This is a genomic window from Rhizobium sp. TRM95796, from assembly GCF_025779995.1.
Taxonomy (GTDB): Bacteria; Pseudomonadota; Alphaproteobacteria; order Rhizobiales; family Rhizobiaceae; genus Rhizobium_E.
Genome location: NZ_JAOXHE010000001.1, coordinates 602,671 through 622,289, shown reverse-complemented (window position 1 = coordinate 622,289; position 19,619 = coordinate 602,671). Strand labels below are relative to the sequence as shown.

Genomic DNA, 19,619 nt, shown 5'->3' with positions numbered 1-19,619 from the left:
GGGGAATGCAGATGGCGGCGGCAAACTGGACGCTCGATCAGGTCCTTGGGCAACTCAACTCCGGCAATTCCTGGTCCGGCGACGAGATCACCTATTCGTTTCCCCGCGACGCGTCGCAATTCATCGGTTGGGACGAGGCGGACGGCTTCGTCGCCATGAACGACGCCCAGATCGAGATCGTGGAATATGCGCTGGCCGGTTGGGACGAACTGATTGCCGCGGATTTCACGCGGGTCGACAGCGGTTCCGATATCGAGATCGCTTACACCACCACGGGCATCGACTACGCCCACGCCTATTTTCCCGGCACGGGGAGCGTCTGGTTCAACTCTGACTACGACGACGTGAAGAATCCGGTCGTGGCTCAATACGGCTATGGGACCATCATCCACGAACTCGGCCATGCGCTCGGCCTCGACCATATGGGCGAGTATAATGGCGAAGGCGAGTGGGCGCCGTCGAGCTATCAGGACAGCACGGTTCTGTCGATCATGTCCTATTTCGGTCCCGATCATTTCGACGGCGAAGGACAGGTGATGTGGGCGGATTGGGAGAAGGACGGTCAGCTCTATTCGCCGCAGACCGCCATGCTCAACGACATCATGGCGATCCAGCATATCTATGGCGTCGAGACGTCGACGCGTCTCGGCGACACCGTCTATGGCTTCAACAGCAACATCGTCGGCGCGGCCGCCAAGATCTTCGACTTCACCATCAACGAGAACCCCATCCTCGCCATCTTCGATTCTGGCGGCCGGGACACGCTCGACTTCAGCGGCTTCCTCAGCGACAGCGTCATCTCGCTGGTGTCGGGAACCTATTCGGCCGTCAACGAGATGACCAACAACATCGCCATCGCCTATAACGCGGTGATCGAGAACGCGGTGGGCGGCGCGGGAGACGACGAACTCATCGGCAACGACATCGCCAACATGCTGAGGGGCGGCGCAGGCGACGATTTGTTGAAGGGCGGGGCGGGCACCGATACGGCGATCTTCAGCGGCGCGGCCTCGGACTACGCGATCACCGCCAATGACGACGGCTCCTATGCGGTCCGGGCGCTCGGCGGCGATGAAGGCAAGGACACGCTGATCGATATCGAGAAGCTCTCCTTCAGCGATGGCGAGGTGAATCTCACCGGCGACGTCGTCACCAACAGCGCGCCAGTCCTGGCCTCGGCCATCGCCGACATCCAGGCCGAAGCCGGGACGAATTTCCTCGTCGAGATTTCGCCCGGCGCTTTCGAGGATCCCGATGGCGATCCGCTGACCTATTCCGCGACCCTGGAAGACGGATCGGATCTGCCGGACTGGTTGAGCTTCGATCCGCAGACGCTGACGTTCAACGTCGCCCCCGGGGCTGGGGATGTCGGCGCGGTGTCGGTGCGCGTGACGGCCAGCGACGGCAAACTGACGGCGTCCGACCTTTTCGCAATTGTGGTCGATGAGGCCAATACGGCGCCGGAGATCACGGCCGACATCGCCGCCGTGACCGAAGGCAAGACGGTGCTGGTCGACGTTCTGGCCAATGATGTCGACGCGGACGACGACGGGCTGACCTTGATGTCGGCCTCGGTCGTCTCCGCCAACGGCACGGCCGTGATGGAAGATGGTCAGTTGCGCGTCGCCTATGAAGGCATGGATCTCGCCCGTGGCGAAAAGGCCGAAATCGACGTCGTTTACATGGTCACCGACGGGTCGGCGATGTCGGAGGGCAGCCTCACCGTAACGGTAAACGGCGTATGGAACACGATCAGGGGCACGGCGAAGAGAGATACGCTCTTCGGAACCGACAGCGACGATTTCCTCCAGGGTTTCAAGGGCAATGATACGATTTACGCCTTTGGCGGAAACGACACGCTGGATGGCGGCGGCGGCAGCGACACTCTGTGGGGCGACTTTGGCGCCGACACATTCCGGTTCGCCTCGAAAAGTGGTCGCGACATCATCTTTGATTTCACGGAGTCGGACAAAGATCGCATCGATCTCTCCCGCGTCTCTGAGATCAGCAATTATCGGGATCTCGTCAAAAACCATCTGAAGGATGAGGGCGACGCGGTGATCCGTATTTCGAACGGCAACTCGATCACCCTCGACGGCGTCGACGCCGGCGGTCTTGATCGCGGCGATTTCATCTTCTGATCTAAGCACGAAAAAAGCGCGGCAGACACTGCCGCGCCGATGCATAAGATGATCAATCCGTCAGTTCTCGTCAGGCCGTTCCAGCTTGCCCTGATCGAGCGCTCGTTCGGCCTTTTCATTCAGTGACTTTGTCAGCTGCTTTTCGGCCTTGGTGCGTCCGAAGGTCAGGCGGTTCTGTTCGGCCGTCCTGTCTTTCTCCGCCCGGGCTTTCACTTTTCTGGCCTGCCGGAGATTGATGATGTCGGCCGCCATGGCGTCTCTCAGTTCTTCTTGCGGAACGCGTCGAGCGAGACGACCGAGCCGCCGGCCTTGGCGTCGTCGCCCTTGGCTTCGCCTTCGACGGTCTTGGCTTCGTCCGAAGACACCGGGTAAGCGGTGATCTCGGCGCTGTCGCCGGTTTCCTCGGCGACGGAAACGTCGAATTCGAGTTCGAAATTCACGGAAGGGTCGTAGAAACCGCGCACGGCGGCGAAGGGAATGGTCAGCTTTTCCGGCTTGTCGGAGAAGCTCAGGCCGATCTCGAAATAGGCGTCATGCACCTTGAGATCCCAGAACTGGTGCTGGACGACGATGGTCATCTGTTCGGGATATTTCGACTTCAGATGCTGCGAAATGCGCACGCCGGCGGCCTGGGTCAGGAAGGTGATGAAGAAATGATGGTCGCCCGGCAGGCTGCCCGTGGCGGAAACTTCCGACAACACCTTGCGGATCACGCCTCGCAGCGCATCCTGAGCCAAAATATCGTAGCGGATGTGATCCTGCCCCATGTCGATTCCCATTTCCAATTCCAGATGTTGCTCTGACTATGCCATTTTCTGCTGCTTTGGCAAAGCTTTTCGTGGTCGGGAGGCGGCGCGCGGACGGGGGAAGGTAAGTGGAGGCTTCTGTTGCCAGGCGCCTCCGAGCCCCGCCTTACAGTGCTACCCGTAAGGACTTAATTTGGGTTTCTGGCACCGCGATTAAGCAGCGACAGCGTAACCCTGAGCGTTGTTGTCGTTTGCAACTACTCTGTTGACCCGATAACGGTGGTATCATGCCGAGCAAAAAGTCGATCTTTACGCCCTTGTCGATCCTATTTCGCCCCCATCAAAAGCGGCTCGTCGGATGAGCCGTTTTTGGTGGAGGCGCCGGGTACCGCCCCCGGGTCCAATGGGTTTATTACACCGCCCGTTTATTGCCATAGCCGGCGAACCGGCAACGTCTATATAGGAGCCGGGGCTCGGTTTGGGAAGTGCATAGACGAAGTTTTCCGCTCTCGCCGTCATCTTCTCGTCATCGTCCCGTCACTCCGGTCGAACGGGTCGTCTTGACGGATGCCGTCTCCAGGTCCACCTAATATCCGTCGGTGGAGACCAGGGAGAGGATCGATGAACGACTATCTCGAGAATGTCCGGAAATATGACGCGTCTGCGGATGAAGCGGTGGTCGCCAAGATCGTCCGCCATCTCGGCATCGCGCTGCGAAATCGCGATTCTTCGCTGGTGTCCGCCTCCGACGCCCAGGAACTCGCCCGCGTCGAGGAGAAATGGTGCGGCAAGAAGCTCGGCGTCGTCGGGCCGGCGGCGAAAGCCGCTGTGGACGCGGTCTGCGAGGTCATGGCGTCGGAACGAGCGAAATCGCGGGTCACCTTCTACTATCTCGTCGCCAAAGAGCTGGGCAAGCTCGAAACGCTCTGACGGAGCGGCGTCGCCACCTTGGATAAGGTTGGCGCGGGCACAAGAGATTGTTGAGCAGGGGCGGCATTTGCCTATATGTGGAGCGACGCAGAAAGCGGAGCGCCGACGATGAAGCAATATCACCAACTCCTGTCGCATGTTCTGGAGCGCGGCGTCGACCGCGGCGATCGCACCGGCACCGGCACGCGCGGCGTGTTCGGCTATCAGATGCGTTTCGATCTGGCCGAGGGCTTTCCGCTCGTCACCACCAAAAAGCTGCATCTGCGGTCGATCATCCACGAACTCCTTTGGTTCCTGAAGGGCGACACCAATATCCGCTACCTGCAGGACAACGGCGTGACGATCTGGGACGAATGGGCGGACGAGAACGGCGACCTCGGCCCGGTCTACGGCTCGCAATGGCGTTCCTGGCCTGCGCCCGACGGCGGCCAGATCGACCAGATCGCCAATGTGATCGAATCCATCAAGACGAACCCCAATTCACGCCGGCATATCGTCACCGCCTGGAATCCGGCCGAGGTCGAGCGCATGGCGCTGCCGCCCTGCCATTGCCTGTTCCAGTTCTATGTCTCCGAAGGCAAATTGTCCTGCCAGCTCTATCAGCGCTCGGCGGATATCTTCCTCGGCGTGCCGTTCAATATCGCCGCCTACGCGCTGCTGACGATGATGGTTGCGCAGGTGACGGGGCTGAGGCCCGGCGATTTCGTCCACACGCTCGGCGATGCGCATCTCTATTCCAACCATTTCGAGCAGGCCAGGCTGCAGCTCACGCGTACGCCGAAGGCGCTGCCGACCATGAACATCAACCCGGAGGTCAAGGACATTTTCGGCTTCCGCTACGAGGATTTCGAACTCTTGGGCTACCAGGCCCATGAAAGCATCAAGGCGCCGGTGGCGGTATGAAGATCTCCCTCGTGGTGGCCATGGCCGAAAACGGCGTGATCGGGCGCGACAATGGCCTGCCCTGGCGTCAATCCTCCGACCTCAAGCGCTTCAAGGCGATGACGACGGGCAAGCCCGTGGTGATGGGGCGCAAATGCTACGCCTCGATCGGCAGGCCGCTGCCGGGTCGCCCCAATATCGTCATCACGCGCAACCGGGATTTTACGGCCGACGGCGTGGCGGTCGCGCATGATTACGATGCTGCGATCGCCCTGGCCGCGGGTGAGGCGAAACGTCTCGGCGTCGAGGAAATCTGCGTCATCGGCGGCGGAGAGATCTATCGCATCGCCATAGAGACCGCCGACCTGCTGCATGTGACACATATTCTGGCGGAGATCGACGGCGACACCTTCTTTCCCGCGATCGATCCGGAGATCTGGGCGGCGGGCGAGGCGGAAGAACTGCCGTCCGGCGAGAAAGACGATCATCCGACCCGGTTCGTGACCTACCGGCGGCGGTCCGCATCCCCGACATAATTTTAGCAAAAGAACGCTGTTCTCTGGCGCTCGTCGTTGAAAGACCGGGGGTGGATACCTATAAAGTGTCCGGGAAACCGACGGTCGTGAACTGCCGGTGTTGAGGTTTGGCAAAAAGAGGTGTGAATGCCCTGGAGCAATCAGAACGGCGGCGGCGGCCCATGGGGCGGCGGCGGCGGCGGCAAGAATCAGGGTCCCTGGGGGCAGGGACCGAACCGGCCGCGCGGCGGCGGAACGCCACCGGATCTCGACGAGATCATCCGGCGCAGCCAGGATCGGTTGAAAACCATGATCCCCGGCGGCATGAATGGCGGCATCTTCGTCATCGTGCTGATCCTCGCCGCGGTGTTCTGGCTTCTCAACGCCGTCTACACCGTCCAGCCGGATGAGCGCGGCGTCGAATCCCTGTTCGGCAAGCCCAAGGAAGAAATCTCCGGCCCCGGCCTGCATTTCGTGATGTGGCCGATCGAAACGGTCGAACTCGTCAACGTGGCCGAACAGCAGCAGAAGATCGGCGCCGTGGGCGACCAGGGCGAGGGGCTGATGCTCACGGGCGATCAGAACATCGTCAATGTGCAGTTCTCGCTGCTGTTCTCGGTCGGCGATCCCCGCGCCTATCTCTACAATGTGTCCGAACCCGGCCGAACGCTGGCGCAGGTCGCCGATTCCGTGATGCGCGAAATGGTGGGACGTCGACCCGCTCAGGACATTTTCCGCGACAACCGTCAGGCTGTCGCCCAGGAGGTCAAGGACGCGATCCAGCAGACCGCCGATCGCTACAAGCTCGGCGTCGTGGTCAACACCGTGTCGATCGAGGACGTGTCGCCGCCCAAGGAAGTCTCGAGCGCCTTCGATGAAGTCCAGCGCGCCGAGCAGGACGAAGACAAGATGATCGAGCAGTCCAACCAGTACGCCAACCAGGTTCGTGGTCAGGCGAATGGTGAGGCGGCCAAGATCCGCGAAGAGGCCGCCGCCTACAAGAACCGCGTCGTCAAGGAAGCGGAAGGTGAAGGTCAGCGCTTCCTGTCGGTCTATGAGCAATACAAGAAGGCGCCGGATATCACCCGCAAGCGTCTCTATCTGGAAACCATGGAACAGGTGTTGCAGAACTCCAAGAAGGTCATCACCGACACTGCGGCGGGCCAGAACGGCGTCGTGCCTCTTCTGCCGCTCAATCAGTTGACGCAGCCGGCGCAGAAGGAGACGCAGAAATGACCAATCGTCTCGCTGTCGCCGCCATCGGCCTGTTCATCATCGTGGTCGGGCTGTTCTCGTCCTTCTACATCGTCAACGCCCGCCAGCAGGCGATCGTCATCCGCTTCGGTCAGATCACCGACGTGAAGACGGAGCCGGGCATCTATTTCAAGATGCCTTTCGCCTTCCTCGACGCCGACCGAGTCCAGTATGTGTCCAACCAGGAACTCCGTCTGGACCTCGACAATATGCGCGTGCAGGTCTCGGGCGGCAAATTCTACGAAGTCGACGCCTTCGTGGTCTACAAGATCACCAACGCCCGGCTGTTCCGCGAAATAGCCGCCGGCGACGTCGTGCAGGCGGAAAGCCGGTTGCGCACCCGCCTCGACTCGGCTTTGCGCCGCGTCTACGGTCTGCGCGGCTTCGAAGCGGCGCTGTCCAACGAACGCGCCTCGATGATGAAGGAAGTGAGAAACGACATCACCAAGGACGCCGAATCGCTCGGCCTCACCATCACCGATGTCCGCATTCGCCGCACCGATCTGACCAAGGAAGTCTCGCAGCAGACCTTCGACCGCATGAAGGCAGAACGTCTGGCCGAAGCAGAAGCCATCCGTGCTCGCGGTAACGAAGGCGCGCAGCGCCGTCGGGCCGTGGCCGATCGCGGCAAGGTCGAAATCGTCGCGGCCGCCAGCAAGGATGCGCAAATCCTGCGCGGTCAAGGCGATGCGGAGCGCAACCGCATCTATGGCGAGGCGTTCTCCCGCGATCCGGAGTTCTACGCCTTCTATCGGTCGATGCAGGCCTACCAGCAATCGCTGGGTTCGGGCGACTCCACCCTGGTGCTGTCGCCGGAATCGGAATTCTTCCAATATTTCAGCAGCGAAGTGCCGAAGCCTGGAGCGCCTCCGGCGCAGTAAATTCGCTGCTCACGGTGAATTCAACAGATCGAGAAGGGGTTGCTCTAGCCAGCAGCCCCTTCTTCGTCAAAAATCAAGGGCATGCTGCCGGGATGATTCCGGGCGATGCGCGTCCGGCTTGGTGAGGGTGACGATATGAAGGCAGAACAGAACAGCATCGGCGGCGTCGCCGCGGGGCGGGTGCTCGCCCTGGCCGTGAGCGCCGCGGTCGTCGGCGCAGCCATGCCGGCGTCGGTTTGGGCCCAGGCCCAGAACAGCGCCGTCACCAAGCCCGACCACGGTCCGGAATCGGTGGCCGATCTCGCCGAGAGCCTCACCGACGCAGTGGTCAATATCGCCATCCTGCAGAACGCCAAGGCCGACGGGGAGGAAGCCGACCAAGGCTTTCCGTCGCCGAACCTGCCGGACGGATCGCCGTTCCAGGATCTGTTCGACGATTATTTCAAGAAGAAGGATGGCGGCTCCGGCAGCGCGGAGAAGGTCAGTTCGCTCGGTTCCGGCTTCGTCATCGATCCGGCCGGCTATATCGTGACCAACAATCACGTTATCGAAGGCGCGACGGATATCGAGGTCAACTTCGCCAACGGCTCGAAATTGAAAGCGAAACTGGTCGGCGCCGACACCAAGACCGATCTCGCGGTGCTGAAAGTCGAGCCCAAGAAGCCTCTGCGCTTCGTGCGGTTCGGGGAGTCCCGCAAGATGCGGATCGGCGACTGGGTGATGGCGATCGGCAATCCCTTCGGTCTCGGCGGCTCGGTCTCCGTCGGCATCATCTCGGCCCGAAACCGAAACATCAATGCCGGACCCTACGACAATTTCATCCAGACCGACGCCGCCATCAATCGCGGTAATTCAGGCGGTCCGCTGTTCAACATGCATGGCGAGGTGATCGGCATCAACACCGCGATCATTTCTCCGACCGGCGGGTCGATCGGCATCGGTTTCGCGGTGCCGACGGAAATCGCCGCCAACGTCGTCAATCAGCTGCGTCTTTATGGCGAGACGCGGCGCGGCTGGCTCGGCGTCCGCATTCAGCCCGTCACCGACGACATGATCGAGACGTTGAAGCTGGAGACCGCGCGCGGCGCGCTGATTTCCGGCGTCATCAAAGGCGGCCCCGTCGACAACGGCGTGCTGAAGATCGGCGACATCGTGCTGAAGCTCGACGGCTTCGACGTCAACGAAATGCGCGATCTCACCCGCATCGTCGCCGAAAGTCCGATCGGAAAGCCGCTCGACATGGTCATCCTGCGCGACGGCAAGGAAATGACGGTCAAGGTCACGCTCGCCCGCCAGCCCGACGAAGAGGCCAAGAAGAAGACCGAGGAGGCCGCCGCCGCCAAGCCCGCGCCGGACGCAGGCTCCGCCGATGGCGCCGACAAAGGCGACAAGCCGGTTGATCTCGACCCCGCCGATACGCTGGGACTGACGGTCGCGGCGCTGACGCCCGAGAACCGCAAGGAATTGAAGATCCCCGAAACCGTGGAAGGCGTGGTCGTGCTCGAAGCGCCGGAGGATACCGAGGCCTACGCCAAGGGCGTGCGCAAGGGCGACGTCATCGTGGAAGTCGCCCAGGATTTCGTCGACACGCCGGAGCAACTGGCCGAAAAGCTGGCCGGTCTGAAGGAAAACGATCGCCGCAACGCCTATCTGATGATCGCCAACGCCAAGGGCGAATTGCGTCTGGTGGCCGTGCCGCTGGAATAGGCTCGGCTACGGAGAGAGCGTTTTCCTCCCGCCATTCCTCTGAAGTCGGCGCATAAACCGCAGGCCGCTTCAGGTGCGGCGCGCTCGCGGGCGGATCACGGATCCGTCACGCGCTCTGGAAATCCGTCTTCCTGTAGCCCTGGATGTAGAGAAGCGCGGTCAGGTCGCCGTGGTCGATGCGCATGCCGGCCTCGGCCGCCACGACGGGTTTGGCGTGAAGAGCCACGCCCGCGCCGGCGAGCTTGATCATGCCGAGGTCATTGGCGCCGTCGCCGACCGCCATGGCCTCTTCGGGGGAAATGCCGAGCTTGCCGGCGATGTCGAGGAGCGCGTCGACCTTGGCCTGCTTGCCGAGGATCGGTTCGGCGACGTCGCCGGTCAGCACGCCGTCGTCGTGCAGCAGGATGTTGGCGCGGTTTTCGTGAAAGCCGATCGTCGCGGCGATGGGCCCCGTGAAGACGGTGAAGCCGCCGGAGACGAGGGCGGTGTAGTGCCCCTTGGCCCTCATCGTGCGCACGAGCTCGACGCCGCCGGGCGTCAGCGTGATGCGCTTGGCGATGACCTCGTCCACTACGGAGAGCGGCAGGCCCTTGAGCAGCGCCACCCGTTCTCTGAGCGCCGGCTCGAAGGCGAACTCGCCATTCATTGCGCGTGCGGTGATCGCCGCGACCAGATCTTTGAGGCCGACTTCGGCGGCCAGTTCGTCGATGCATTCCTGGCCGATCATCGTCGAGTCCATATCGGCGATCAGCAGGCGCTTGCGGCGCGTCTCATAGTCTTGCACGACCACGTCGATCTTCTCGCCGTCCAGCGCCTGGCGCAAAGCCGCATCCGCTTCCAGCGCGCTGACGCCGTCGCGAAGCGTGATGTCGGCCGCGACGCCGTCGGCGAGCCAGTACAATCCCGATGCGGAAATCGCCGCCGCCGCCTTTTCAGCCAGACGCGGAACCAGTACAGGATGGGACGGATTGGCAATGAGAGTGGCGACGAGAGCCATCGGACTTCCTCGGATGGATGAATGGATGCGATTCTGATAACCGGGCCGACGGCCAGCGGCAAGTCCGCTCTGGCGGCGGAACTGGCCGCTCGCCACGGCGGCGAAGTGATCAACGCCGACAGCATGCAGGTCTATTCCGTGCTCGACTGGCTGACGGCCCGACCGCGGCCGGAGGAAATGGCGGGCGCGCCGCATCATCTCTATGGCGAGGTCGCGCCAAACGAACCCTTTTCTACCGGCGCCTGGCTGCGTCGCGTCGAGCCGCTGCTCGTCGATGTCAAGGCGAGAGGGAAGCTGCCGGTCTTCGTCGGCGGCACCGGGCTCTATTTCAAGGCGCTGGCCGGTGGTCTTTCCGAAATGCCGGAAATTCCCGAGGACGTTCGCGCGTCGTTGCGTCGACGGCTCCTGGAAGAGGGGCCGGAGGCGCTGCATGCGGAGCTCGACCGGCGCGATCCGCTCGCCGCGGCGACGCTCAATCCAGCGGATGGGCAGCGCATTCTGAGGGCGCTGGAAATCCGCGCCGTCACCGGGCGGTCCATTCGCGACTTGCAGGCGGAGGCGGGACCGGCGTTGATCGATGCTGCGTCCGCCGTGAAGATTATCCTGGAGCCGGAGCGTAGCCTGCTGCACGGCCGAATCAACCGCCGCTTCGAAAAAATGATGGAGGAGGGGGCGGTCGCCGAGGTGGAAGCTCTGTTGATGCTCGATCTGCCTCCGGCGACGCCGGCCATGAAGGCGATCGGCGTCGCACAGATCGCCGACATGCTCGCCGGCCGTATTACGCGGGCCGAAGCGATCGAACGTTCTTCGGCGGCTACGCGCCAATACGCCAAGCGCCAGTCCACCTGGTTCCGAAACCAGATGGACGAGAGCTGGATGCGGATCGCCGCGTCAGACGAATTGACCGCGCTCAGCGTTTGATCAGGCTGTCGAGCGGCTTTCTCAGGATGCTCTGCCGCCTCGCGGCCAGATCTTCGCGCGAGGATGGGGCGCCGCCGGGCGCAAAAGGCGTTTCTTCTCGCCGGTAATCGGATTTGAGCAGGGACGAGTAGCGATCCAGGCGTGAATCCGCCCGGGCGGTGTCCGGAGACTCGACACGGGCCTGGCCCGGCAACATGCCGGGATTGTAGGGCTCCAACGGCGAAGGACCGATTTCCTTGCGCAGAGACGGAATGTCCAGATCGTCGCCGCCCGAAGCGGTGACCACGGCGTCGAAGATCGAGGCCTCCACCGCCGAGATGCGCGATTGGAAATCGGAAATATCGGGGCCGCCGCTCGATCGCATGCGCTCGACCACCATGCCGAGATTGATCGAGTTCGGATCGAGTTCTGCTTCTTCCACCTCGACGCCGTGAGCGCTCGGCAGACGGTTTTCGGGCACGCGGTTGAATTTCAGCCGCATCGGCACCGGCACCGCCTCGCCAAAGGCGATGGCTTCGCCATTGGCGAGCGAGGAGATGAAGCTGAGCGCCGAGCCGGACGAGTTCGGCAGCGCCTTGCGGATGATGTCCTGGTCGCGATCATTGGACAGCCTCAGCGCAAAGACGGTCGAGCATTGCGACAGGATGGTCTGGTCGAGTTCGCCGGGACGCTGGGTGATCACCCCCAGCGAACAGCCATATTTGCGGCCCTCCTTGGCGATGCGGGCGATGGCCTGGCGCGTGGGCACGAAGCCGAGATTGGCGTCGGCGGGCACATAGCGATGCGCCTCTTCGCAGACGACCAGCAGCCTCACCGCGCCTTTGCTCCACAGCGCGATTTCGAACGCCATACGGCAGAGCACGGAGGCGACGGAATTGACGACTTCTGACGGAATGCCGGCGAGCTGGAAGGTGCTGATCGGCCTGTCGCCGCCGGGGATGCGGAAGATGGTGGCGATCGTCTCGTTGATCGTGTCGCTGATCGTGTTGGAGGAGAACATGAAGCGATAGCGCGGATCGTTGATCGCGGCGGCGAGTCTGAGTTTCAGGGCGCGCAGATAGGGCTTTTCGTTTCTGCCGTCGAGCTTGCCGATGCGTTCGTCGATCAACGCCATGAGATCGGCGATGCGATAGGGAACCGGCGTGTCGGCGGTGATGCCGTTCTTCTCCGACAGGCGCCGGGAGCCGGCTTCGGCTCCGCGAAAGCCGCGCTTCGCTTCCGGGATCATGTCGCGCAGGGCGTCGAGTTCGTCGGGAACGGCGGGTCGCCCGCGGAACAGCACTTCGGAAAATTCCTCCAGGCGAAACAGCCAGAAGGGCAGGTCGAGATTGCCGGTTTCGATGACCACGCTCTTGTCTGGGAAAGCGGCGGCGAATTCGTTGTGCGGATCGAGAATCAGCACGCGCAGTTTCGGATCCGACGCGATGGCCTCGCGCAACAGCAGGGTGACGGCGGTGGATTTGCCCGAACCGGTCGAGCCGACGATGGCGAAATGCCGCGACAGCATGGAGGGCATATGGATCGAGGCTTCGATCGTCTCGTCCTGGCTGAGCCTGCCGACGATGCAGTTTTCCCGCTTGCCGTTGTCATACATGCGCATCAGGTCCATCGAGCGGATCTGATGGGCGGGCGCGCCGAGATGGGGATAACCGGAAATGCCGGAGGAAAAACGTTCGACGCCGTCGGCGCCCACGCTCACTTCCCCCATGAGTTCGAGATCGACGAGAAATTCGTTGGTCTGGCCGGTTTGCCAGTGGTCCGAGGCGGCGCGCGCGGCGCGGGTGAGCGCCACGACCCGTCGGTCCTCCACCGAGATCGACAACAACCTGCCGACCGTCAACTGACTGGCGACGTCGCCGGCTTCGCCGCCGGTCAAAGCGAGTAGCGTCGCCGTGGAGCCGTTGCAGGCCACGACATGGCCGAGCGCGCGCGCGGCTTCGCCATGGACGCGCCGCTCCTGCAATCCCGCCTGCGGGGCGCTCTGCAACTCCCTGCTAAACAATGAATTCTCCAATATCCGTCGCGGCGCATGCAATAGACGCTCCAGACGGAATCCTCTGAATGCGTAGTCAAAACTAACGCTCCGGAGTTAATATCCTGTTTAGAGACAGGCGCCCCGTTCAGGGACGAGCGGGCTCTCCACATGCGCCGTTTCGATCCGGCGGCGGCGGCGGCGGCCGCTGCTCAATCCTTTGAAACGAAACGGTGGTTGCGGTTGACGAAGCCGGAAAATGCGATTATGACGGCATCCATGATCAAATTCGCAAACATTCTTGTAGTGGGAAAGCGCATGGGCAGGACGGTGTGACCGTCCGGCGATAGCCACCCATGCGCAAAACGAGGCTCCTCCGGGGGCCTTTTTTTATGCCCTGAAACTTGGTAATGCGCGCGGTAATTCGAAGGGAAGGAAATCGAGACAATGAGCGACATGCGGATGACGGGGGCGGAGATCGTCCTGCAAGCTTTGAGGGACAACGGCGTCCAGCACATTTTCGGCTATCCCGGCGGCGCCGTGCTGCCGATCTATGACGAAATCTTCCAGCAGGACGACATCCAGCATATTCTCGTCCGTCACGAGCAGGGCGCGGGCCACGCCGCCGAAGGCTATGCGCGCTCCACCGGCAAGGTCGGCGTCATGCTCGTCACCTCCGGCCCCGGCGCGACCAATGCGGTGACGCCGCTGCAGGACGCGCTGATGGATTCCATTCCGCTCGTCTGCATCACCGGCCAGGTCCCGACCACGCTCATCGGCTCCGACGCCTTCCAGGAATGCGACACGGTCGGCATCACGCGCCCCTGCACCAAGCACAACTGGCTGGTCAAGGACGTCAACGATCTCGCCCGCGTGCTGCATGAAGCCTTCCGCATCGCCCAGACCGGCCGCCCGGGCCCCGTCGTCGTCGACATCCCGAAGGACGTGCAGTTCGCCACCGGCACTTATGTGCCGCCCTCCGAAGTGCCGCTGAAGGCCAACTACCAGCCGAAGATCCAAGGCGATCTGAGCGAGATCGAAAAGGCTGTGGCGCTCATGGCCGGCGCGCGCAAGGGCGTCATCTATTCCGGCGGCGGCGTGATCAATTCCGGTCCGGTCGCGTCCAAGCTGCTGCGCGAACTGGTCGACCTCACGGGCTTCCCGATCACGTCGACGCTGATGGGCCTCGGCGCCTATCCGGCGTCCGGTCCGGCCTGGCTCGGCATGCTCGGCATGCACGGCACCTACGAGGCCAATATGGTCATGCATGACTGCGACGTCATGCTCTGCGTCGGGGCGCGCTTCGACGACCGCATCACCGGCCGCCTGAACGCGTTTTCGCCGAATTCGAAGAAGATCCATATCGATATCGATCCCTCCTCGATCAACAAGAACGTCCATGTCGATTGCCGCATCGTCGGCGACACCGCGTCGGTGCTCGAAGACATGCTGAGGATCTATCGCTCTCAGGCGAAAGCCGCCTCCAAGGATCGTCTGGCCGACTGGTGGGCGCAGATCCAGAAATGGCGCGGCCGCAATTCGCTGGCTTACGCCAAGAGCAATGACGTGATCATGCCGCAATACGCCATCGAGCGGCTCTACGAACTGACCAAGGATCGCGACACCTACATCACCACCGAGGTGGGGCAGCACCAGATGTGGGCGGCGCAGTTCTACCGTTTCGAAGAACCGAACCGCTGGCTGACCTCGGGCGGGCTGGGCACGATGGGCTATGGCTTGCCGGCGGCGCTGGGCGCGCAGATCGCCCATCCCGAGAGCCTGGTCATCGACATCGCCGGCGACGCCTCGATCCAGATGTGCATCCAGGAAATGTCGGCGGCGGTGCAGTATAACGCGCCGATCAAGATCTTCATCCTGAACAACCAGTATATGGGCATGGTGCGCCAGTGGCAGCAACTGCTGCACGGCAACCGCCTGTCCAACTCCTATACCGAAGCGATGCCCGACTTCGTCAAGCTGGCGGAAGCCTATGGCGGAAAGGGCATCCGTTGCGACAAGCCGGAGAACCTCGACGCGGCGATCATGGAAATGATCGAAAGCCCGCTTCCGGTGATCTTCGACTGCCGCGTGGCCAATCTCGCCAACTGCTTCCCGATGATCCCTTCGGGCAAGGCGCATAACGAGATGCTGTTGCCGGACGAGGCGACCGACGAAGTCGTCGCCAACGCCATCGACGCCAAGGGCCGCCAGCTGGTTTGATAAAGATCGGCGGGAGGGATATGCTCCGGCTCATCCTTCCCGCCAGGAGATCGCAATGGCCAAGGTGAAGATCAGTCCCGACGACGTGGTGGCGCTGCCGAGAGCGGTGCTCGAGGCGCATGGCATCGCCGAAGGCGACGACGTCGAAGTCACTGGCGGCCGCAAAGAGGTGCGGCTTACGGTGGCGTCTCCGGCGGCGGGTCCGCAGCGGAAGCTGACGGTCGAGGAGTTCCTCGCCATGCGACCGCGCTACAACGGTCCGCCGATTACGGATGAGATGATCGAAGAGGCTATTGCCGAGGAAGTCAGGGAACGCTGGGAGCGGAAGAACCAATAACCATGGAAGCCCGTGTTCCAACCGCGCTCTGGCGCTAGCGGCGCAGAAGTTTCGAAATTCAGTCAGCGTCGAGCTGGCGCACTAAACACAAGGGCAGGAAACAGACATGAACGCACATCTTCAGCCGACCGGTTCGGCTTATTTCATCTCAAAGGAAACCGAGCTAGCCGAGAGCCATACGCTATCGGTTCTGGTGTCCAACGAGCCGGGCGTGCTCGCCCGCGTCATCGGCCTGTTCTCGGGCCGCGGCTACAATATCGAGAGCCTGACGGTGTCGGAGACCGAGCATAAGTCGCATCTGTCGCGCATCACCATCGTCACGCGCGGCACGCCGCATGTGCTCGAACAGATCAAGACCCAGCTCGACCGTATCGTGCCGGTGCATCGAGTCGTCGATCTGACGGTTCGCGCCCACGAGATGGGCCAGGAGCGTCCGATCGAACGCGAGCTCGGCCTGATCAAGGTGGCGGGCAATGGCGAACATCGCGTCGAGGCGTTGCGGCTCGCCGACGCCTTCCGCGCCAAGGTCATCGACGCCACGACCGATCACTTCGTGTTCGAGATCACCGGCAAGCCGTCCAAGATCGACCAGTTCATCGCCATCATGCAGCCGCTCGGCCTCATCGAGGTGTGCCGCACCGGCATCGCGGCGATGAACCGCGGCGCGCAGGGCATGTAAGATCTTCTTCGGCGGCCATCGCGGCCGCCGCTTCCTTTCCTCAGATCATTTCGAGCGGGATCTTGCGTGTCGGTCGAGGGAAGACTTCGTCGAGCGTCGCAAGAGCCTCTGGCGTCAGCGTGACGTCTGCCGAGGCGCGATTTTCTGCGACCCGCTCCGGGCGGCTGCTCTTCGGGATGGCGATTACGCCGGCCTGTCCAAGCAAATAAGCGAGGGCGATCTGGGCCGGCGTCGCCTGATGCGCCTTGGCGATCCGAATGAGTTCGGGGTCGCTCAGCAGCTTCCCCTGTTCGATGGGCGAATAGGCCATGATGGCGACGCCTTGGTCGCGACAATAGGGGATCAGGTCCACCTCCGGTCCGCGGCGGCAGAGATTGTAGAGGATCTGGTTGACGAGGCAATTCTCACCATTTTCGACCTCCATCAATTCCCGCATGTCGTCGGTATCGAAATTCGATACGCCCCACGCGCCGATCTTGCCGTCGGTCTTGAGCTGTTCGAAGGCGGCCACGGTGTCGGCCAGCGGATGTTCGCCGCGCCAGTGCAGGAGATAGAGATCGATGCGATCGACGCCGAGCCGCGTCAGGCTCCGCTCGCAGGCGTCGATCGTCCCCTGTCGGCTGGCGTTCCAGGGATAAACCTTGGACACGAGATAGAACTCGTCGCGGCGTCCGCGGATGGCCTCGGCCACCACCTTTTCGGCGCCGCCTTCGGCATACATTTCCGCCGTGTCGATCAATGTCAGACCGAGATCGAGGCCATGGCGGAGGCTCGCCGCTTCCGCAGGCGTCTGTGAGGCGCTTTCGCCCATCATCCAGGTGCCCTGGCCGAGAGTGGGGAGTTCGGCGCCGTTCTTGAGGCGAAGCGTCGGGATCGGGGCAGCGGGCATCATGTGTCTCCTTGCGTTCATTCTGATCATTGCAGAGCCAACGCCAAGGATCAATTTTCGTTCACGGTTGCTCAAGACTTCTCATTGGACAGAAAAATCGCGACCTCTATGGTCCCTCGAACTTGGTGAGGGTTCAATGTCTCCTGAAATTCTGCTGTCGCTGGTCCTGTTCGCGTTCACCACTTCGGTCACCCCCGGCCCGAACAATATGATGTTGCTCGCCTCGGGCGTGAATTTCGGGCTGAGACGGACGATCCCGCATATGATCGGCATCGAGGTCGGCTTCGGCAGCCTGCTGATCGCCTGCGGCTTCGGACTGGGCGCGCTGCTCGAAGCGGCCCCGATACTCTATACGCTGCTGAAGATCGCCGGCGGGCTTTACCTTCTGTATATCGCCTGGTCGATCGGCATGTCGCGATCGCTGGGAGAGGGCGGCGAGGCGAGCGAGCCCATGCGCTTCTTGTCGGCGGCGGCGTTTCAATGGGTCAATCCGAAAGCCTGGGTCATGGCCGTGTCGTCGATGGCCGCCTATGCCGATCCGGCCCATCCGGTGCTGTCCGTCTTTATCGTCGCCATCGCCTTCCTGCTGCTCGCGCTGCCCTGCCAGGGCGGCTGGACCGTGTTCGGCGCGCTGCTGCGCGACTGGCTGTCTGAGCCGGTGCGGCTGAAATGGTTCAACCTGACCATGGCGGGGCTCCTGGTGCTGAGCCTCTGGCCGATGCTGCGCTGAGCCGATTTGCCGAGTCTCAGCAAGGGCTTGGCGCCAAACGCTTCAGTTCATGAAGAGAGTCAGGTCGGGCTTGTTGAGCATCAGCCAGAAGATGCCGATGACGGCGGCGAAGGCGGGGAAGCCGCAGGCGAACCAGATGCGATAGAGCCCGAAGTAAGCGGACGGCAAGGCCGCGCCGTCGGCCGCGGCGCGGCGAGCGAGATCGCGCATACGGATCTGGATCGCCACCACCGGCAGCCAGAACAGGCCGGTGAAGACGTAAAGCGCCAGCGACAACAGTATCCAGCCCTCCGTCAACGGCCAGCCGATTTCGCGCGCCAGCAGATAGCCGGTGACGGGCTGCAGGATCGCGGCAGTGGCGGTGAACAGAGTATCGGCCACCACCACCGTGCCCGACACATGGGCGATGAGTTTCGCGTCGCGGCTGCGATGCGCCATGACCATGAAAAAGGCGATGCCCGCGCCGGTGCCGAGAAGCACGGCGGCGCCGACGACATGGGCGAGCCGCAGGAAAGGTTCGAGCTCCATCACCGTTCCTCGAGTATGGCGAGCGTGACCAGCGACAGAAGGATGGCCGGCAGGACCTTCACATAAGGGCCGATCGGATCGAGCCACAGCGCCGGCTCCAACAGGCTGCCGCCCAGCAGATAAGCGGACGCGAGCCCCATTTGCCCCAAGAGCGCCAGGCGCGCCGTGGGACGATAGAGCAACATCAGGCCCAGGGCGATGTCGGCCAGCGATGTCACGACCACGGCCAGCGTCGACAAACCCGGCGACAGGAAGGGGAGGAAATGGCCTGCCGCCTGTTCCAGCGCGAAAAACGGAATCAATCCGGAGACGAGCCAAAACAGGCTCAAGACTAAAATCACGACCGGCTTAAGCAGATACATCCGCGCGAACCAGAGATCCTGAACGCCGGAGGAATGCCGCCCTAGGATCGAATTCAGCGACTGAAACGGCATCGGCGCCAGTTCTGAACTTACATGGACGCCGTCGACCATCACCCGCATGGCCGTGGAGCGCAGGGGCGATCGCCAGCCGAGCCACCCGGCCAGATCGGCGATGGCGGAGATCGGCCGGGCAACGCTGTCCGGCAGGGCGATGACGGGAGCATCGCCGAGACCCAGCCAGCGACGATGGGTGGCGACGAGATCGGCGAGCCTCATTCTCTCTGGTCCGGTCAGCGCGAAATCGCTTCCCGCGGCAATCTTGCCTGCGACGGCGCGCGAGATGGCTTCGGCGACATCATCGAGCGCCACGGTCGCCATGCAACGGTCGGCATGCACGAGCGGCAAGATGAAGGGCAGGGCCGCCAGCCCGCGCAGGAGGGCCGTGCCGCCATAGGCATTGCGGCCAACCACGAGCGACGGCCGCAGGATGACCCAGTCGAGCGGGGAGGCCTTGAGAGCGTCGTCGGCCTGTCGCTTGGTGGATAAGAAGGCGGTGTCGGCGGCTCCGCCTCCGGTTTCGGCGGAGATCTGGACGATGCGCCGAATATGGGCTGGTTCTGCGGCCGCATAGAGCGCGATCATCGCAGCCGTCTGTACGGCGGCGAGATCGTCCCGCAGGCCGTCCTGCAATGCGCCCGCGCAGTTGACGACCATGTCGACGTCGGCCAGAATTGCAGTCCAATCAGAGGCTTGCGTCATGCGGCTGAGATCGACTTTCAGCCAGTTGATGTTCTGATTCAGTCGGCGCGCCCGCGATAGATCCCGACCGAGGCCGGTCACCGAATGTCCGTCGGCAAGCAATCGATTGGCGACGGCCGAACCGATGAAGCCGGTTGCGCCGAGGACAAGAATGTTCATGCGTCACTCA

General features: G+C 62.6%; 20 protein-coding genes and 1 other RNA gene. 13 read left to right on the top strand and 8 right to left on the bottom strand.

Translation table 11 applies throughout. The annotated features are described in order from the left end of the window. Window positions 1–11: 11 nt before the first annotated feature. A complete protein-coding gene (locus OCK01_RS03005; protein ID WP_263822634.1) occupies window positions 12–2,141 on the top strand; it encodes a M10 family metallopeptidase C-terminal domain-containing protein in 2,130 nt (709 codons plus the stop codon). 60 nt (window positions 2,142–2,201) lie between these two features. Here OCK01_RS03005 and OCK01_RS03000 read toward each other — a convergent pair whose 3' ends face one another. The 3 genes from OCK01_RS03000 to ssrA form a co-directional block, all read right to left on the bottom strand. Next, complete coding sequence (locus tag OCK01_RS03000) at window positions 2,202–2,393, bottom strand: DUF4169 family protein (RefSeq protein WP_263822633.1); 192 nt, start codon at window positions 2,391–2,393, stop codon at window positions 2,202–2,204. A gap of 8 nt (window positions 2,394–2,401) precedes the next feature. After that, the gene (locus tag OCK01_RS02995; RefSeq protein WP_182829455.1) at window positions 2,402–2,908 is read right to left on the bottom strand and encodes an SspB family protein; all 507 of its coding nucleotides are present in this window, start codon (window positions 2,906–2,908) and stop codon (window positions 2,402–2,404) included. A gap of 106 nt (window positions 2,909–3,014) precedes the next feature. After that, window positions 3,015–3,376, bottom strand: a transfer-messenger RNA (tmRNA) gene (gene ssrA, locus OCK01_RS02990). A gap of 132 nt (window positions 3,377–3,508) precedes the next feature. On the opposite strand from ssrA, the gene OCK01_RS02985 reads away from it, so the two are divergent. From OCK01_RS02985 to OCK01_RS02960, 6 genes are all read left to right on the top strand, one after another. Next, on the top strand, window positions 3,509–3,817 hold the full coding sequence (locus OCK01_RS02985; protein WP_263822632.1) for a DUF2853 family protein: 309 nt from the start codon (window positions 3,509–3,511) through the stop codon (window positions 3,815–3,817). A gap of 108 nt (window positions 3,818–3,925) precedes the next feature. Next, window positions 3,926–4,720, top strand: coding sequence for a thymidylate synthase (locus tag OCK01_RS02980; protein ID WP_263822631.1), 795 nt, complete (start codon window positions 3,926–3,928; stop codon window positions 4,718–4,720). Beyond that, window positions 4,717–5,235: a dihydrofolate reductase gene (locus tag OCK01_RS02975; RefSeq protein WP_263822630.1), complete on the top strand. Its 519-nt coding sequence runs from the start codon at window positions 4,717–4,719 to the stop codon at window positions 5,233–5,235. Before OCK01_RS02980 ends, OCK01_RS02975 begins: the two co-directional genes overlap by 4 nt. A 126-nt stretch (window positions 5,236–5,361) precedes the next feature. Next, window positions 5,362–6,450, top strand: coding sequence for an FtsH protease activity modulator HflK (gene hflK, locus OCK01_RS02970; protein WP_182829049.1), 1,089 nt, complete (start codon window positions 5,362–5,364; stop codon window positions 6,448–6,450). After that, window positions 6,447–7,349 (top strand): protease modulator HflC, encoded by a 903-nt coding sequence (gene hflC / locus OCK01_RS02965; protein WP_263822629.1) that lies wholly within the window; start codon window positions 6,447–6,449, stop codon window positions 7,347–7,349. Before hflK ends, hflC begins: the two co-directional genes overlap by 4 nt. Before the next feature lie 135 nt (window positions 7,350–7,484). Further along, window positions 7,485–9,056 carry a Do family serine endopeptidase gene (locus OCK01_RS02960; protein ID WP_412178961.1) on the top strand — a complete coding sequence of 524 codons (1,572 nt, stop codon included), beginning with the start codon at window positions 7,485–7,487 and terminating at the stop codon, window positions 9,054–9,056. A gap of 106 nt (window positions 9,057–9,162) precedes the next feature. Here OCK01_RS02960 and serB read toward each other — a convergent pair whose 3' ends face one another. Next, window positions 9,163–10,053: a phosphoserine phosphatase SerB gene (serB, locus tag OCK01_RS02955; RefSeq protein WP_263822628.1), complete on the bottom strand. Its 891-nt coding sequence runs from the start codon at window positions 10,051–10,053 to the stop codon at window positions 9,163–9,165. 21 nt (window positions 10,054–10,074) lie between these two features. On the opposite strand from serB, the gene miaA reads away from it, so the two are divergent. Continuing rightward, window positions 10,075–10,974, top strand: coding sequence for a tRNA (adenosine(37)-N6)-dimethylallyltransferase MiaA (gene miaA / locus OCK01_RS02950; protein ID WP_263822627.1), 900 nt, complete (start codon window positions 10,075–10,077; stop codon window positions 10,972–10,974). On the opposite strand, the gene OCK01_RS02945 is transcribed toward miaA, so the two are convergent. Further along, the gene (locus OCK01_RS02945; RefSeq protein ID WP_263822626.1) at window positions 10,964–12,976 is read right to left on the bottom strand and encodes an ATP-binding protein; all 2,013 of its coding nucleotides are present in this window, start codon (window positions 12,974–12,976) and stop codon (window positions 10,964–10,966) included. The genes miaA and OCK01_RS02945 overlap by 11 nt on opposite strands. A 141-nt stretch (window positions 12,977–13,117) precedes the next feature. Here OCK01_RS02945 and OCK01_RS02940 point away from each other — a divergent pair, with 141 nt between their 5' ends. The 4 genes from OCK01_RS02940 to ilvN all read left to right on the top strand — a co-directional run bounded on the left by OCK01_RS02940 (window position 13,118) and on the right by ilvN (window position 16,182). Continuing rightward, window positions 13,118–13,282 carry a hypothetical protein gene (locus tag OCK01_RS02940; RefSeq protein ID WP_263822625.1) on the top strand — a complete coding sequence of 55 codons (165 nt, stop codon included), beginning with the start codon at window positions 13,118–13,120 and terminating at the stop codon, window positions 13,280–13,282. Window positions 13,283–13,393: 111 nt separating this feature from the next. After that, window positions 13,394–15,166: an acetolactate synthase 3 large subunit gene (locus OCK01_RS02935; RefSeq protein WP_263822624.1), complete on the top strand. Its 1,773-nt coding sequence runs from the start codon at window positions 13,394–13,396 to the stop codon at window positions 15,164–15,166. Window positions 15,167–15,221: 55 nt separating this feature from the next. Beyond that, window positions 15,222–15,503, top strand: coding sequence for a hypothetical protein (locus tag OCK01_RS02930; RefSeq protein WP_263822623.1), 282 nt, complete (start codon window positions 15,222–15,224; stop codon window positions 15,501–15,503). A 106-nt stretch (window positions 15,504–15,609) separates the two neighbouring features. Next, entirely contained in the window at window positions 15,610–16,182 is a 573-nt protein-coding gene (gene ilvN, locus OCK01_RS02925; RefSeq protein ID WP_263822622.1) for an acetolactate synthase small subunit, read from the top strand. Window positions 16,183–16,222: 40 nt separating this feature from the next. Here ilvN and OCK01_RS02920 read toward each other — a convergent pair whose 3' ends face one another. Further along, entirely contained in the window at window positions 16,223–17,071 is an 849-nt protein-coding gene (locus tag OCK01_RS02920; RefSeq protein ID WP_263822621.1) for an aldo/keto reductase, read from the bottom strand. Between the two features lie 136 nt (window positions 17,072–17,207). Here OCK01_RS02920 and OCK01_RS02915 point away from each other — a divergent pair, with 136 nt between their 5' ends. Next, entirely contained in the window at window positions 17,208–17,801 is a 594-nt protein-coding gene (locus tag OCK01_RS02915; RefSeq protein ID WP_263822620.1) for a LysE family translocator, read from the top strand. Window positions 17,802–17,843: 42 nt separating this feature from the next. On the opposite strand, the gene OCK01_RS02910 is transcribed toward OCK01_RS02915, so the two are convergent. Both OCK01_RS02910 and OCK01_RS02905 read right to left on the bottom strand, forming a co-directional pair. Then, entirely contained in the window at window positions 17,844–18,329 is a 486-nt protein-coding gene (locus OCK01_RS02910) for a DUF2269 family protein (protein WP_263822619.1), read from the bottom strand. After that, window positions 18,329–19,609 carry an SDR family oxidoreductase gene (locus OCK01_RS02905; protein ID WP_263822618.1) on the bottom strand — a complete coding sequence of 427 codons (1,281 nt, stop codon included), beginning with the start codon at window positions 19,607–19,609 and terminating at the stop codon, window positions 18,329–18,331. The genes OCK01_RS02910 and OCK01_RS02905 overlap by 1 nt, the downstream gene beginning before the upstream one ends. Window positions 19,610–19,619 lie beyond the last annotated feature (10 nt).